The organism is Bacillus sp. FJAT-49736 (assembly GCF_018343615.1).
In the GTDB taxonomy this organism is placed as follows: domain Bacteria; phylum Bacillota; class Bacilli; order Bacillales; family Bacillaceae_C; genus Margalitia.
In genome coordinates, this window is record NZ_JAGYPI010000001.1 from 1,316,995 (window position 1) to 1,332,111 (window position 15,117).

Genomic DNA, 15,117 nt, shown 5'->3' on the forward strand with positions numbered 1-15,117 from the left:
TGAAAGGGGAATTGTTGTGGCAAAAAAACAGAACTTGATTGAATATAATGATGATGCAATCCAGGTGCTAGAAGGTCTTGAAGCCGTCCGTAAAAGACCTGGAATGTATATAGGTTCAACGGATGCACGTGGATTACATCACCTAGTATATGAAATTGTCGATAATTCTGTTGATGAAGCCCTTGCCGGTAATGGGGATCATATTATTGTCAAAATCCACAAGGACAATAGTATTAGCGTCGATGACAGAGGGCGCGGTATGCCAACAGGAATGCATAAATTAGGAAAACCAACTACGGAAGTTATTTTTACCGTACTCCACGCCGGCGGTAAATTCGGCCAAGGCGGCTATAAGACTTCAGGAGGATTGCATGGGGTTGGGGCATCAGTCGTGAATGCCTTATCAGAGTGGTTAATAGTAACTATAAAACGCGACGGCTATGTATATGAACAGCGATTTAGAGACGGGGGAAAACCAGAGACAACCCTTGAAAAAATCGGGAAAACGAATCAAACAGGAACGAATATTCATTTCAAGCCGGATCCCACGATTTTTAGCACAACTACTTTTAATTACGATACTCTGTGTGAAAGATTGCGCGAATCAGCTTTTCTGTTAAAAGGATTAAAGATTGAAATCATTGACGAACGCTACGGACAAAAGGATACATTTCATTATGAAAATGGTATCGAAGCATTCGTTGAATATTTGAATGAAGGTAAGGATGTTCTTCATCCGGTTGTTTTCATTGATGGAGAGTCCAGCAATATTGAAGTGGAGTTTGCCTTCCAATTCAATGACGGTTTTTCCGAAAACATTTTATCCTTTGTTAATAATGTCCGCACCAAGGATGGCGGTACACATGAATCAGGTGCCAAGTCCGCGCTTACTCGTGTGATAAACGAATATGCACGGAAAGTAAATCTTTTAAAAGAGAGAGATAAAAATCTGGAAGGAACGGATATTCGGGAAGGGTTATGTGCTATTGTATCCGTCCGCATTCCGGAGGAGCTACTGCAATTTGAGGGGCAGACGAAAGGAAAGCTCGGAACTAGCGAAGCACGTTCTGCAGTGGATTCTGTCGTATCCGAGCATTTGGCCTATTTCTTGGAAGAAAATCCCGATGCCAGTAATTTATTAATTAAAAAGGCAGTCAAAGCGGCACAAGCACGTGAAGCGGCCAGAAAAGCACGTGAAGAAGCACGAAGTGGCAAAAAGAAAAAGAAATCTGAGAGTATTCTTTCCGGAAAGCTGACTCCTGCACAATCGCGTAATCCTGACAAGAACGAATTATATCTTGTAGAGGGTGACTCAGCAGGCGGTTCTGCAAAACAAGGAAGAGATCGCCGTTTCCAGGCAGTGCTGCCGCTGCGCGGAAAGGTTATTAATACAGAGAAGGCAAAGCTACAGGATATATTAAAAAACGAAGAAATAAATACCATCATTCATACAATCGGAGCGGGTGTAGGTCCTGATTTCAATGTCGAGGATGCAAATTACGACAAGGTTATCATTATGACCGATGCCGATACGGATGGAGCTCACATTCAAGTGTTATTGCTTACTTTCTTCTATCGCTATATGCGCCAACTTATAGAAGCTGGAAAAGTCTATATCGCTCTTCCTCCTTTATATAAAGTAAGCAGAGGAAGCGGGAAAAAAGAAGTTATAGAATACGCTTGGACAGAAAACGAATTACAAGCCGCCATTAAAAAAGTTGGCAGAGGTTACATGCTGCAACGCTATAAAGGTCTTGGGGAAATGAATGCAGATCAATTATGGGAAACAACCATGAATCCGGAGACGAGAACATTAATTCGAGTTAGGATAGATGATGCTGCAAGAGCAGAGAGAAGGGTAACCACTTTAATGGGGGATAAAGTTGAACCAAGACGTAAGTGGATAGAAAATAATGTTGCCTTTGGATTAGAGGAAGACCAAAGCATATTGGAAAATGAGAATCTTACTGTTGAAGGAGGGGAAGAAATCTAATGTCAACAGTTGAACGTTTTCAAGATTTACCGTTAGAAGAGGTCCTTGGGGATCGGTTTGGAAGGTACAGTAAGTATATCATTCAGGATCGCGCCCTCCCTGATGCAAGGGACGGTCTTAAGCCAGTGCAAAGACGTATTTTATTTGCGATGCATGTAGAAGGAAACACCGCTGAAAAAGGCTTCCGTAAATCCGCAAAAACAGTCGGAAATGTTATCGGTAATTACCATCCCCATGGGGATACGTCCGTATATGAGGCAATGGTTCGGATGAGCCAGGATTGGAAGGTCCGGAATGTTCTCATTGAGATGCACGGAAACAATGGTAGCATTGATGGGGACCCGGCAGCTGCCATGCGTTATACGGAAGCGCGTCTTTCGGCAATTTCATCCGAACTTTTACTCGATATTGACAAAAATACGGTTGATTTCATTCCGAATTTTGATGATACGGCAAAAGAACCTACTGTCTTACCAGCTAGATTCCCTAACCTTTTAGTCAACGGTTCAACAGGTATTTCTGCGGGTTATGCGACAGATATTCCTCCTCATCATTTAGGGGAAGTAATTGATGGAACAATCATGCGTATAGAAAAACCGGAATGTTCCGTTGATGAAATTATGACGGTCATTAAAGGACCTGATTTTCCAACGGGAGGAATCATTCAAGGTATAGATGGAATAAAGAAGGCGTATGAAACAGGTAAGGGAAAAATGGTTGTCCGTGGAAAAACTGCTATTGAGGATATGCGAGGCGGCAAACAGCAAATCGTCGTAACAGAAATTCCTTATGAAGTTAATAAAGCAAATTTGGTCAAGAAAATTGATGAGCTCCGACTCGACCGCAAAGTAGAAGGCATTTCAGAGGTTCGTGATGAAACAGATCGTACAGGTTTAAGAATCGTCATCGAATTAAAAAAAGACGCCGATGCGGAAGGTGTTCTTTACTATTTATTTAAGAATACGGATTTACAAGTAACCTATAACTTTAATATGGTAGCAATCCATAATCGCCGCCCTAAATTACTTGGCATTCTTGAACTTTTAGATGCTTATATTGAACATCAAAAAGACGTTGTGACGAAACGCACCAAGTTTGATCTAGATAAAGCGAAGGATCATCAGCATATCGTAGATGGCTTAATGAAAGCATTATCCATTTTGGATGAAGTAATTGCAACAATCCGAGGATCTAAGGACAAACGGGATGCAAAGGATAATTTAATAGCTAAATATGATTTCACCGAACCTCAGGCTGAAGCGATTGTATCCTTACAGTTGTATCGCTTAACGAATACAGATATAACAGCACTTCAAAAAGAAGCAATGGAATTAAACAAGACAATCGAGGAACTTTCTGCAATTCTTGAAAGTGAGAAAAATTTATTAAAGGTAATCAAAAAAGAACTCCAAGAAATTAAAAAGAAATACGCAGATGTAAGAAGAACGAAAATCGAAGATGAAATTGAAGAAATAAAAATCAATCTCGAAGTTATGATTCCAAATGAAGATGTCATCGTAACCGTAACCAAGGATGGCTATGTAAAACGGACAAGCATACGTTCCTATACTGCTTCCAATGGTCAGGATTTGGCCATTAAGGAAACGGATCGCTTGCTATTCCAAGAAGAAATTAATACGACAAATGTCATTTTAATGTTTACGAATAAAGGGAATTACTTATATTGTCCAGTACATGAATTGCCTGATATTCGCTGGAAGGATCTCGGCCAGCATATTGCAAATATAGTTCCGATTGAACGAGATGAACAAATTATCAAGGCGATCACGGTGAAGGATTTTACTGCACCACATTTCCTATTATTCGTAACAAAGAATGGCATGGTGAAAAAAACGGAGTTAAATCAATATGTTGCCCAAAGATATTCCAAACCTTTAGTCGCCATCAATTTAAAAGGAGATGACGAAGTGGTCGATGTTCATGTAACAAATGGTCAAATGGATCTGTTTATCGCCACTCACTTAGGCTATGGTCTTTGGTTTAATGAAGAAGAAGTAAATATAGTTGGTGCGAGAGCTGCTGGTGTAAAAGGTATTAATTTAAAAGAAGGAGATTATGTTGTCTCCGGAAAAATCGTCTCCAATCAAGAAACCAATTATATTTTCATTGCTACCCAAAGAGGTGCAACAAAGAAAATGAAAATAACAGAGTTTGATAAAGCAACAAGAGCAAAACGTGGGGTTGTAATGCTAAGAGAACTGAAAAGTAACCCTCACCGAATTGCTGCCATGGACGTCGTTGAAAATAGCGATATCATATATGTGAGAACTGCACAAAATAACATCGAAAGCGTAAATATCGCTGAAATGCGAGCAAATGACCGCTACTCCAATGGCTCCTTCCTATTTGATGAAACCGAAAACGGTTTGACAGAAGAAATGTGGAAGGAATTAGTATTAAAAAAAGAGAATGTAAATGAATAATACATTTTAAAGGAGCTTGTCATATTATTATGACAGGCTCTTTTTTATGGAGGAAAAAGTTACATACTTTCTTACTAATTGCCAATAATAAAAAAATCAACTTAAAGGGGAAGTGTAAGATGAAAAAAGAATATCTGTTAGCACTTACAGCCTTTTTCATGCTTAGCTTTACAACAGTCGCTATCACATACGCTGGAGAAGAAGCAGCTCCTGCAAGCATTATTATTAAAACATATAACAAGGATGTTAATGGAGATGGAAAAAAAGAAAAAATTCTTTTAAAAGGAATGCCTTATCAACAAGGCCATTCCTATTTCCAAAAAATTTGGTCTGAAATTGTGATTCCTAAACATCCTTTAGTTACTCTCCCATACAAAGCAGGAATGGCGCCAAAGCTTGAATTTGCAGATATAAATCATGATAAGGTTAAAGATATAATCAGTTCGAGCGCAACAGGAGGAAGTGCAGGGCTCTATCATTACAGAATTAATTCCTTAAAAGATAACCAGATCACGAATATACCTCTACCAGCTCCTTTAAATCTCCAAGGTCAATTTGAAAATAGTTATAAAGCTTTCATTAATATTGGAGATACAAAGGAAATCATCCGTTTAGATTTAGCGAAGAGAAAGAAGGATTATATAAGATTAGGTTTATTTCAGGATAACGGAAAATTAAATGAGCCTACTGAGCTAATAATCGCCCCTGTTGCACAATATAAAACTGTTAAAATAAAAGGAAAAAAGGGGTATGGACTAAAATCATACAGACAAATTAGCGGCGCCTATCACGCTGATCTTATCGGTGTTCTGGAAGCTACTTGGTATTACGATAATGGTAAATGGAACTTGGTTAAAACACAATGGAATGAAAGGTAAGTTTATTTCATCTCTAAAGTTGTTTAGAATCATTGGAAATTGGTAACCGTTTATAGGCAAGTATCATATACTGAGATAAGTATTCATTAAGGGGGATGCTTATCGTGGGCAAATTTCAAGCTGATACATTATCCGTAAATATTGCTCCTCCAGCTACTGCCTTTTTCCCATTAGAAGGACGCAAATACACATTATCACAGTCTGAATTCACCGGTAAATTTTCTTTATTCATCAGCAATCAATATAGTATTGCTTCCATTAATCCTCAATTAACGACCATTCTTAAAGCGGAATGGATTACATTTTTAGGGGAATATGCACTAAAAGGAATAATTAGCTTAGGCGGTTCAGAAAATGATGAAAGACTTACACAGGTCCGATATATGATTTATCAAAAGGAGCTACCAGAATTAATACGTTTACTCATTATGGCCGATAATCAATTTTTGAAAAATTATCCTTTGCTATTAGATTCACCTATCATTATCCAATATGATAGTCCATTTCAGGAATTCAATGGAACCGTTCACCTTGGTACCCCAAGACAATTTTTATTAAAACCTGTTATAACATAGTTAATCTAAGATTAAGAACATGAGAGAGTATTATTACTTTTTCATGTTCTTTTATTTTTCTAGGACTGTTTTCGTATATTGTTTATAGTCCTAATATAGTCTTACCTCGACATCCTTTCATTAAAAATATTCATTCATACTAAAGATTAAGTGTGTCCAATAAAATCTTCGTGAAAAAGCCATATAGTTTAAGAAAAATAGCCTTTCCTAATGGATTATTTTGGTGAGGAATGATATTTTTGAAGTGTATCTTAATAAAATTCATTAATCTAAAATAAGAAAACTTACATACAGTTGCAAAGTATAGTAAAACAGCAAAAATAAACAAAAAGAGAGAGGGGAAAGACCATGGAGCAATATATTTTGTCACTGGATCAAGGTACTACAAGCTCTCGGGCTATCTTATTTGATCATGACGGAAAAATGGTACATGCAGCTCAGAAAGAGTTTACACAAATATTTCCAAAGCCAGGCTGGGTAGAGCATAATGCAAATGAGATTTGGGGATCTGTTCTTGCCGTTATCGCATCTGTTCTTTCCGAATCAGGAATTAAACCACAGCAAATTGCAGGCATCGGCATCACAAATCAAAGGGAAACGACGGTTATTTGGGATAAAGAAAGCGGGCAGCCTATTTATAATGCAATAGTATGGCAATCACGCCAGACCTCCGATATTTGTGAGGAATTAATCGCAAAAGGCTATAATGATTTATTCAGGAGTAAAACAGGCTTATTAATCGATGCTTATTTCTCCGGTACAAAGGTTAAGTGGATTCTTGATCATGTGGAAGGAGCCCGAACAAAAGCCGAAAAAGGGGATTTATTGTTTGGAACGATTGATACTTGGCTTGTATGGAAATTATCCGGTGGTGCTGCTCATGTTACAGATTATTCTAACGCGTCCAGAACATTAATGTTCAATATCTATGATTTAAAATGGGACGAAGAGTTACTGAACATACTTTCCGTACCCAAATCCTTATTGCCGGAAGTTCGTTCATCTTCAGAAAAATATGCAAAAACCTCCACTGCCCATTTCTTTGGTCAAGAGGTACCTATAGCGGGAATTGCCGGAGATCAACAAGCAGCATTATTCGGTCAAGCTTGTTATCTTCCAGGAATGGCGAAAAACACCTACGGAACTGGCTGCTTTATGTTGATGAATACAGGTGAACATGCTGTAAAGTCAAAGCATGGCTTATTAACAACAATAGCATGGGGATTAAACGGGAAAGTGGAATATGCATTAGAAGGTAGCATATTTGTAGCCGGCTCAGCTATTCAATGGTTACGAGATGGTATGCGTATGTTCAACGATGCAAGCGAAAGTGAACTATATGCTGCAAAAGTAGATTCTACGGAAGGAGTTTATGTTGTTCCAGCCTTTGTTGGTCTTGGTACACCATACTGGGATAGTGATGTGCGCGGTGCGGTCTTTGGCATCACACGAGGAACAACAAAAGAGCATTTTATTCGTGCAACACTAGAATCACTCGCCTACCAAACAAGAGATGTTCTAACTGCTATGGAAACAGATTCGGGTATTTCATTAACAACGCTTCGTGCAGACGGTGGTGCAGTTAAAAATAACTTTCTAATGGAATTTCAAAGTAACATACTAGGGGTAAGAGTTGAACGTCCGATTGTGAATGAAACAACTGCTCTTGGTGCTGCATATTTAGCTGGTTTAGCTGTAGGGTTTTGGAGTAATCAGGAACAAATTGCTTCTCAATGGCAGATTGACCGAAAATTTGAACCAAATATGAAAGAGGATGAAAAGGAAGAATTATATAATGGTTGGAAAATGGCTGTTCAAGCAGCAAGAGCTTTTAAATAGAAGAACAGATGTTAAGAATATAAATTGAAATATCCACGAAAACATCATTTTTTCTGAAGGTAAAATACGAATCTTATGTTATTTCCATAGCTGTGTAAAAGTTAAGGCTGAAATCATTACACAATTATAAATTAGACAAACTAGTTTATAATTGTGTTTTTTTTGTGATTTTTCATATTCCCGGGAATAGTAATTAACTATTGTATGGAACACTTGAAAAAGTTAGGATATTTTCTTTTTTCACTGACCACTTTTGTCAGGGTTGACGTTATAAAATAAAAGGGACAATTAATTAAGGAGGTGACCAACAATGGTCATGTCATTGGAGCAATTTCGCAAAATATTGGAAGGGAATCGTCGTTTAACCGTTCGAACCATTGAGGCTTTCCCTGAAAACAAGTTATTCACCTATGCACCGGTCGTACCACTACGGCCATTCTCAAAAATGATTATAGAAATACTAGATATTGAAAGGGCATATATACGCGGGGTCGCTCTCGGTGAATGGGAATATAGCCCATCCTTTGCTGGTATTTCTACCAAAGAGGAACTTTTAGATGGTTGTCATGAAACAAAGGAAGATGTGCAAAAATGGTGGTCAAATATAACCGAGGAAAGGTTGTACACCGTAGAAAAAGATCCCTTTTTCGGTGGAGAAATGAGTCATTTCGAACGACTACATGGTGCATTGGAAAATGAAATCCACCATCGCGGCCAAGGCTTTATTTATTTACGTTTACTTGGGATTGAACCGCCAGCGTTTTGGGAGAGATAGTAAAAAGGGATAACATATGGGTTGTTTAAATGGAAATGTAGCAATAATTAAAGGGGCAGCAATGGGAATGGGAGTTCTGAAGCAAAAGTTGACGCAACAGTTCAAATGGAGATGAATGAATGGAATAAGATTTTGGATATTAATTTGAATAGTTGTGTAATCGGAATGAAATACGTGGTTCCTGAAAAAAAAGCAGGAGGCGGTTCGATCGTTAATATTTCTTCGAATTACAGCCTTGTTGGTATTGCAGGTACAAGTCCATATACCTCTGCTAAAGGGGCATATGGAAAAGATAAGATTCATGTAAATTCCGAACACCCTGGAATCATGTTTACACCAATGACATTACCAATGATGGAAGAAGGTGATGCTCTACATAAAACGTATACACAGCTTCGTACTTTGGTGAACCAGAGGATATTGCATATGGTGTACATTCTTTCTTCTGACGAATCCCGTTTTATGACTGGTTCTGAATTAGTTATTGACAGTGGATAGACAGCTCTATAATCCAATCCTAGTTTGCATACTATTAAAAAATAGAGTGTTCATTTAGTGAACAAAATACAGAGACTCCCAAAAGGGGAGTCTCTGTATTTTATTAAAACATTGATAAATTTTAGATTAACTTAAGCCCAGCAAACTGCACCAATGATAATTAAAAGAATAAACAGCACAACAATAAGTGCAAATCCGGCACCCATACCTGTTGGAGCAACTGGATAAGCGTATCCGCGTCTGCATCCACCGCAAAACATAACATTCACCTCAAATAAAAAATATATTTTCCATTAATAAGCCATACCACCGCCATAGCCGCCTCCAACAAAAGCTGCACCGACAATGATAAGCAAGATAAATAGAACAACAATTAAAGCAAATCCTGCTCCGTATCCTCCGCCATCAGACATTCATAAACCCTCCTTTTTATTAGGGATAAAATAGGATATGTCGAAATAGGGAAAGGTGGAAAGGCACCAAACTAATTTTAAAAAGCAATGAAAAAATTGATTTAAAAGACCATGCTGACATTACGTGGATATTATCCAATAAGACATCTTATGGAAAGGAAATTACAAAAGAGTTATAAATAAGATCTAATTAAGGAGCATGAAGATGTAGAAATAGTTGATGAGTCTATATATGGATTTAAAATTCATCCTAAATAATTTTCAGTTAAAAGAGGGGACAAGTAAACAAATAATTAAGATATGAATTCGAGGTAATTAAATGCAGGGCATAAACACAGTTTTTAGGAAAGGAGAACTATTCATCTATCCAAATTTAGATCCGAAATGTATAAATCTTTAGATTACCTTACAACAGGATTTATTAAGTTTAAAAAGTAAATTCTGTTATACAGTGATCCAATTCGCGTGTCTTTCATTCTTTAACCGAAAATGGGAAAGTGTGAGAAAATGTACAAGAAAAAAATTGATATATTTTCACCAATTCCATTCGTAAAAATGATGTTTTTAAATTAATATCCAAGATTTTAACTTATACATGCATAAACTGATACTGAACTTAAGACCTCTTGAAAAAGATATCTTCAATTTGTATAACTTGTTCCCAATGTATCAGACTTGGTCTGATACTTACGATATAATGGCGTAATATTTGATTCAATATCTATATTTTATCTTTTCTGAATGGTGGTTATTTAATGGAATATGATTGTAATAAGGCATTTACAGAAGCGTTCTATAAAGTTGATAAAATTACAAATACGTATAAAGATGTTCAATGGGGAAGTGACGAAAGTCAAAAAATAAGATTTCATTATTTAAATAAGCTTTTTAAATCAGACAATAAAGAGAGAGCTTCATTACTTGACGTTGGCTGTGGGATTGCACATTATTATGATTTTTTGTTGGATGGAAAATTCACCAACATTCAATACACTGGTTTGGATATCCAAAAAAGTTTTATCGAATACGCAAGCGAAAAACATCGTAATAGTATATTCATAAATAAGTCTCTTTTTGAACTTGAAACTGATAAAAAGTATGATTATGTAGTTGCCTCTGGAACTTTTAATGTAACACTGCCAAATGTAAACATGTACCAATATATCAAGCAATGTATCGATAAGATGTATGACCTTTGCAATAAGGGTATTGCGTTTAATTTATTATCCTCCAATACACCGAAGGAATATATGGGTGATAAAGAAACTTATTTCAATCCAATTGAGATTTTAAAGCTATGTTTCGAGCACACTAACAAAATAGATCTATACCATTCATATAAAATAAATGATTTCACAATTATTATTTTTAAATAATTCAAATCTCAATTAGGAATAATAGTTAACCCTAATTATTTCCAGTTGAGAAGAGGGATGCAAACAAATCAAAGTGATCTAATTTAGTAGTAGCTAATTAGATCACATTTTAGAGATAAAAGATAGAGAAGTATATATACAACTTTGTTTCATTTTATGTTATATATACAATTTGGCAGCGCAAATCTGTTTAATATGTATCAAATTTGGTTCACAAAATTATAGATTAACGTATTTTGTGATTTAAAAAAAGGAATTGTACGCAACTTAGCTTCAACATACATCAGGATTGATTTAGTTCAAAAATTTTATTCTGTCTCATTATTTAAAGTATTCTTTTGATATGAGACAGATTTTTATTTATTTCATGCGCTTCCTATAATATATATTATGTCGGGGGCGTTAAAGGAAAACAAAAGATTTTCTTTTATGGTTCCTTCTACTCTACTCTGTGTCTATAACTGCTATTTTTTATACTCTTTAAATCAATAAATTGAACGCTATATTCAATTACATCATTAATATATAATTGATGATCACTAGCAAATTTTTTAACAGCTTCTAATAATTCCTTGTCATATGTAGTTTTATATTGAACTCTGTCCTTCGGTCTAGAATCCTTATTAAAAGTAATCACCCCTTGAGATAAAACGCTTCTTAAACCATTTTCAATTAGATAATTTATATGTGAATCATTCTCTGTTGCTAAGGCTTGTAATTGATCTAAAATGGATTTACTAACGTTTGTCCTAAATTTAATTCTGGATTTATCTTGTGTATGTACTAAATTACCATTAATTAATTTCCACATATTAAGAACTCCTTTACATATGTCGTAACATATGTTCTCTTTTGTAATTTAGGTAGTTATTCTTTGAATCTTGATAAATAATGTTTGCTAACTTTGGAATTTCAGTTTTTCCTTTAACCCAAACCCGATATATCGAGTTACCCGCTTGACTCATAGTACTAGTAATTTCACTGCGTAATCCCTAACACTGAATGACATTTTTTTCATCTGTTATTCCAGGTATTCTAGGTACACCACAACTTCTCTTAATTAGTAATCTTTCTTAATTCGATTATGTATCCACTACCTCATCAAACAAATGAATCTATTTATATTATAAGAACAAACGTTTCTGTATTCAAGTGGAATACTTTAAAAATCAGATCATTGTTAATCCCTAACTATTCATTTCATTATCAATAACTTAGAAGAAATAATGAATAAACTGTGGACGGATCTCTTGTTTCCTAAAATAAAACATGGGATCCGTCCCCTAATTTTTTAATGATTGAGCTAATGTTTCTTTTCCGTAACTATATTTTCAAAAACCAAATCCCTTTACAATAAACAGCACGATAGATAAAACAGTTATTTATGAATTTCATCATTGCGATGCACGGAATTTTTGTATATATTTTTTCATAATAATCACCAAGGCCACTCAGGAATGGGTAATCCCACACAAACTCCACATGTTTTTGTCGGTCCAACTGCACAATATTTTCTAGTGTAGGGGTTATAACAAGCATCACGACAAACCAAAACGACTCCAGCACAATTTTTGAAATGATTATTTATTCTAATTGATTCTGGAGGACAATCCTTATAACCACAATCTTCAACAGTTGTAAAATGTTGTTGAATGGGATATGGATATGCATATTGACTTGGAAAATAAGGTGACGTAAAGGAGGAATCTCTATAATAATAGTTCATACAAAACACCTCATTATGATTTAATTTATTTTATTTTATTTTATGTGAGGTATTTGTCCTAAAACTGTGGTTTTGTCTATTACATAATTGGTCTGTTCCTATTATTAAATAAGTTAATAGTCACGTAATAAAGAGCACTTCATAATTAAAATGGATACAGGCAATGAATTGGACAGAATATTGTCTCTTTTATTTGTCTAGAATTACACTTTATTAATAAAATATGTATACTAGATTTTTTCATTTAAGAATTTAGTCTTTTACTATGTAAAGAAAATCCTGATTTTTTTCGAAGAATCAGGATTTTCAAATCTTAAAATTTGATAACAAGGTATCGGTATAAATTTGTTTTGTTTTAGAACTATTTAGTAGCAAATGCTAAAGTGGCTATCCTATCTATGTTCAGAATAGCTCTTAGGAGGATTAACATATTTACCGTCTATTTTCACACCAATTCCCTGATCATATACCATTTTGCCACCAAAGTACCCTACTGATAGGATTCCAACTGCGCATATTAAAGATAATATAGTTCCTATTGCTAGCCACTGTTTTATCATTTCCTTCTTTTTTATCACAAAGAAAAATCGGAATGCTGCAACAAGAAAAGAAAACCAAGTGGTAATAGTAGCTAATGTATCATGGTAATGAAAGTTATTCGTATTTCCGCGTGCATCGTGTTCAGGACCAGTTCCGATTGCCAACCAAGCACTTAAAAACGCAAGCAACCATAACCAATGTCCATTTCGGGATGCTGTTCGTTTAATAATAGCAAATAATAGATCATACAGTGCTAAAAGAGTAATAATGACTATAGGAAAGTGGACAACTATTGGATGTAGATGTGAAATAATTTCATTTATCATTGTATTACTTCCTTTCTAATGGATTAATTTATGTTTATATAAAGAATATAAAAATTTTAAACTATAATATGAAATAAATAGTTTGATATATAGCTATTCAGGAATGAACTTACACCTATTGGTTCACGACTGCTTCAACTCTGCAATAAGTGTAAATGTGTTCGCCTAAGTATTAATTTTCAAGAAAAACTCCTTGCTAATAAAAATGCCGCTGCTGCAGCTAAGCCACCTACAATCATTGTCTCTAATCCACTATTAATGATGGCTGTTCCTGTAAACTTCCCTTTCAATCCTCCAAAAATAAAGAGGATGATTAAAGTGAGGATAACAGAAGCAATAAGGCCATCACTTGGAACTTTGACAAAAAAATAAGGTAATAAGGGTATAATTCCTCCTACAATATAAGAGAGGGCTATAGTAACAGCACTGATCCATGCTCTTGATTTATTTGGTTTTTCCAATCCTAATTCAAAACGCATCATAAAATCTACCCATTTATCTGGAGATTGTTTCAGTTTTTGAACGATAGGTTCAATATGTTCTTCTTCTAAAGCGTATTCTCTAAACACAGCTCGGATCTCTTCCTCTTCTTTTTCCGGAAAGCGCTCTACTTCATCATATTCTCGCTTTAACTCTGAATGGTAGTGATCTGCATCTGATTTTGCCGCAAGATAGCCCCCAAGTCCCATAGCAATCGATCCGGCCGCGATTTCTGCCCCACCTGCAGTTAAAATCAATCCAGTTGATTGAACCGCTCCCGACAGTCCTGCTGCCAAAGCAAAAGGTACCGTTAAACCGTCAGACATGCCGATGACAATATCCCTGATCATATCATTTCCACTGAAATGCCGCTCAATATGTTGTGTTTCTACCATTCATTTGTCCTCCTTTCTTTATATGTATTTTTATGTTTTCACTAAATAAATGATTATAATCATACGTTTAACATAAAAACCTATAGATAAAGGACTAATTGAATATAATAAAAGTTCAGGTATAACAGAATTTTTTAATGGAATGCATAAGCAGTAACCTATTCGCCATATCGTTTGACAAGCTGATTGTTAAAATAATACCGGTTAAAAGTTGTCTAATTTACGCATAGAATTTTTCATATTATCCCCCTATCAATTATAAATTTTTTTATTAACAAAAGAACTAACGTTCGTTTTATGAATAAAAAAAAGAGAGAGTAAGACTTAATCTCCCTTCTCTACTTTCGAATAAACCATTGATTACAGCATTTTATCATAACAAAAATACGGATTACTTTTCCCGTGATACGGCATTTCTCCTACTTTCTTGTACCCCTGCTTTTCGAATAAATTCTGAGCTTTCTTATTCAAAGAGTATGTATCAATTCTCATATAAGGTACACCGTGTTTCAACGCATATTGCTCTGCATAATTAATCAACTTTGCAGCGTGTCCCTTCCCTCGAATATGCGGGCTGACAACAAGACGGTGGAATACAAAGGCATTCTCATCCTTTCTCCACGGTACAGGCTTATATTCCATCGGCTCGTTTTGATCTACCGTTATAGAGCCTATTACTTTCCCATCCTCTTCTAAAACAAATAAAGACTCATTAAGTATATCTGCTTCAAAAATTTTGGCTGTAGGATATGTATCATCCCATTGGTCGATATTTTCTTCCTTCATAATTTCAACCGTTTCCTGCACCATTTTTACAATCGAAGGTATGTCTGTTTCTCGTCCTTTGCGTATCATTCGT

13 protein-coding genes and 1 pseudogene are annotated in these 15,117 nt (G+C 35.5%); 8 read left to right on the forward strand and 6 right to left on the reverse strand.

The window, feature by feature from the left end:
* The first annotated feature begins 34 nt into the window (after positions 1-34).
* The 7 genes and pseudogenes from parE to KHA87_RS06975 all read left to right on the forward strand — a co-directional run.
* Complete coding sequence (gene parE / locus KHA87_RS06945) at positions 35-1,993, forward strand: DNA topoisomerase IV subunit B (protein WP_481748352.1); 1,959 nt, start codon at positions 35-37, stop codon at positions 1,991-1,993.
* The gene (parC, locus tag KHA87_RS06950) at positions 1,993-4,437 is read left to right on the forward strand and encodes a DNA topoisomerase IV subunit A (protein WP_213093360.1); all 2,445 of its coding nucleotides are present in this window, start codon (positions 1,993-1,995) and stop codon (positions 4,435-4,437) included. The genes parE and parC overlap by 1 nt, the downstream gene beginning before the upstream one ends.
* Before the next feature lie 119 nt (positions 4,438-4,556).
* Positions 4,557-5,315 (forward strand): hypothetical protein, encoded by a 759-nt coding sequence (locus tag KHA87_RS06955; RefSeq protein ID WP_213093361.1) that lies wholly within the window; start codon positions 4,557-4,559, stop codon positions 5,313-5,315.
* A 104-nt stretch (positions 5,316-5,419) separates the two neighbouring features.
* Positions 5,420-5,890 (forward strand): staygreen family protein, encoded by a 471-nt coding sequence (locus KHA87_RS06960; protein ID WP_213093362.1) that lies wholly within the window; start codon positions 5,420-5,422, stop codon positions 5,888-5,890.
* 348 nt (positions 5,891-6,238) lie between these two features.
* A complete protein-coding gene (glpK, locus tag KHA87_RS06965; RefSeq protein ID WP_213093363.1) occupies positions 6,239-7,729 on the forward strand; it encodes a glycerol kinase GlpK in 1,491 nt (496 codons plus the stop codon).
* Positions 7,730-8,039: 310 nt separating this feature from the next.
* Positions 8,040-8,504: a DinB family protein gene (locus KHA87_RS06970; RefSeq protein WP_213093364.1), complete on the forward strand. Its 465-nt coding sequence runs from the start codon at positions 8,040-8,042 to the stop codon at positions 8,502-8,504.
* 99 nt (positions 8,505-8,603) lie between these two features.
* Positions 8,604-9,002, forward strand: a pseudogene (locus tag KHA87_RS06975) (SDR family oxidoreductase); the annotation flags it as partial.
* A gap of 131 nt (positions 9,003-9,133) precedes the next feature.
* Here KHA87_RS06975 and KHA87_RS06980 read toward each other — a convergent pair.
* Positions 9,134-9,262, reverse strand: a complete 129-nt coding sequence (locus KHA87_RS06980) for a YjcZ family sporulation protein (protein WP_213093365.1) — start codon at positions 9,260-9,262, stop codon at positions 9,134-9,136.
* A gap of 33 nt (positions 9,263-9,295) precedes the next feature.
* Complete coding sequence (locus tag KHA87_RS06985) at positions 9,296-9,415, reverse strand: YjcZ family sporulation protein (RefSeq protein WP_213093366.1); 120 nt, start codon at positions 9,413-9,415, stop codon at positions 9,296-9,298.
* 755 nt (positions 9,416-10,170) lie between these two features.
* Here KHA87_RS06985 and KHA87_RS06990 point away from each other — a divergent pair.
* Positions 10,171-10,791 (forward strand): class I SAM-dependent methyltransferase, encoded by a 621-nt coding sequence (locus KHA87_RS06990; RefSeq protein WP_213093367.1) that lies wholly within the window; start codon positions 10,171-10,173, stop codon positions 10,789-10,791.
* 439 nt (positions 10,792-11,230) lie between these two features.
* On the opposite strand, the gene KHA87_RS06995 is transcribed toward KHA87_RS06990, so the two are convergent.
* The 4 genes from KHA87_RS06995 to KHA87_RS07010 form a co-directional block, all read right to left on the reverse strand.
* Complete coding sequence (locus tag KHA87_RS06995; RefSeq protein WP_213093368.1) at positions 11,231-11,602, reverse strand: rRNA methyltransferase; 372 nt, start codon at positions 11,600-11,602, stop codon at positions 11,231-11,233.
* Between the two features lie 1,307 nt (positions 11,603-12,909).
* Positions 12,910-13,383, reverse strand: coding sequence for a DUF2231 domain-containing protein (locus KHA87_RS07000; protein ID WP_213093369.1), 474 nt, complete (start codon positions 13,381-13,383; stop codon positions 12,910-12,912).
* A gap of 179 nt (positions 13,384-13,562) precedes the next feature.
* Entirely contained in the window at positions 13,563-14,258 is a 696-nt protein-coding gene (locus KHA87_RS07005) for a VIT1/CCC1 transporter family protein (protein WP_213093370.1), read from the reverse strand.
* 360 nt (positions 14,259-14,618) lie between these two features.
* Complete coding sequence (locus KHA87_RS07010) at positions 14,619-15,113, reverse strand: GNAT family N-acetyltransferase (RefSeq protein ID WP_249310167.1); 495 nt, start codon at positions 15,111-15,113, stop codon at positions 14,619-14,621.
* Between the last annotated feature and the right edge of the window lie 4 nt (positions 15,114-15,117).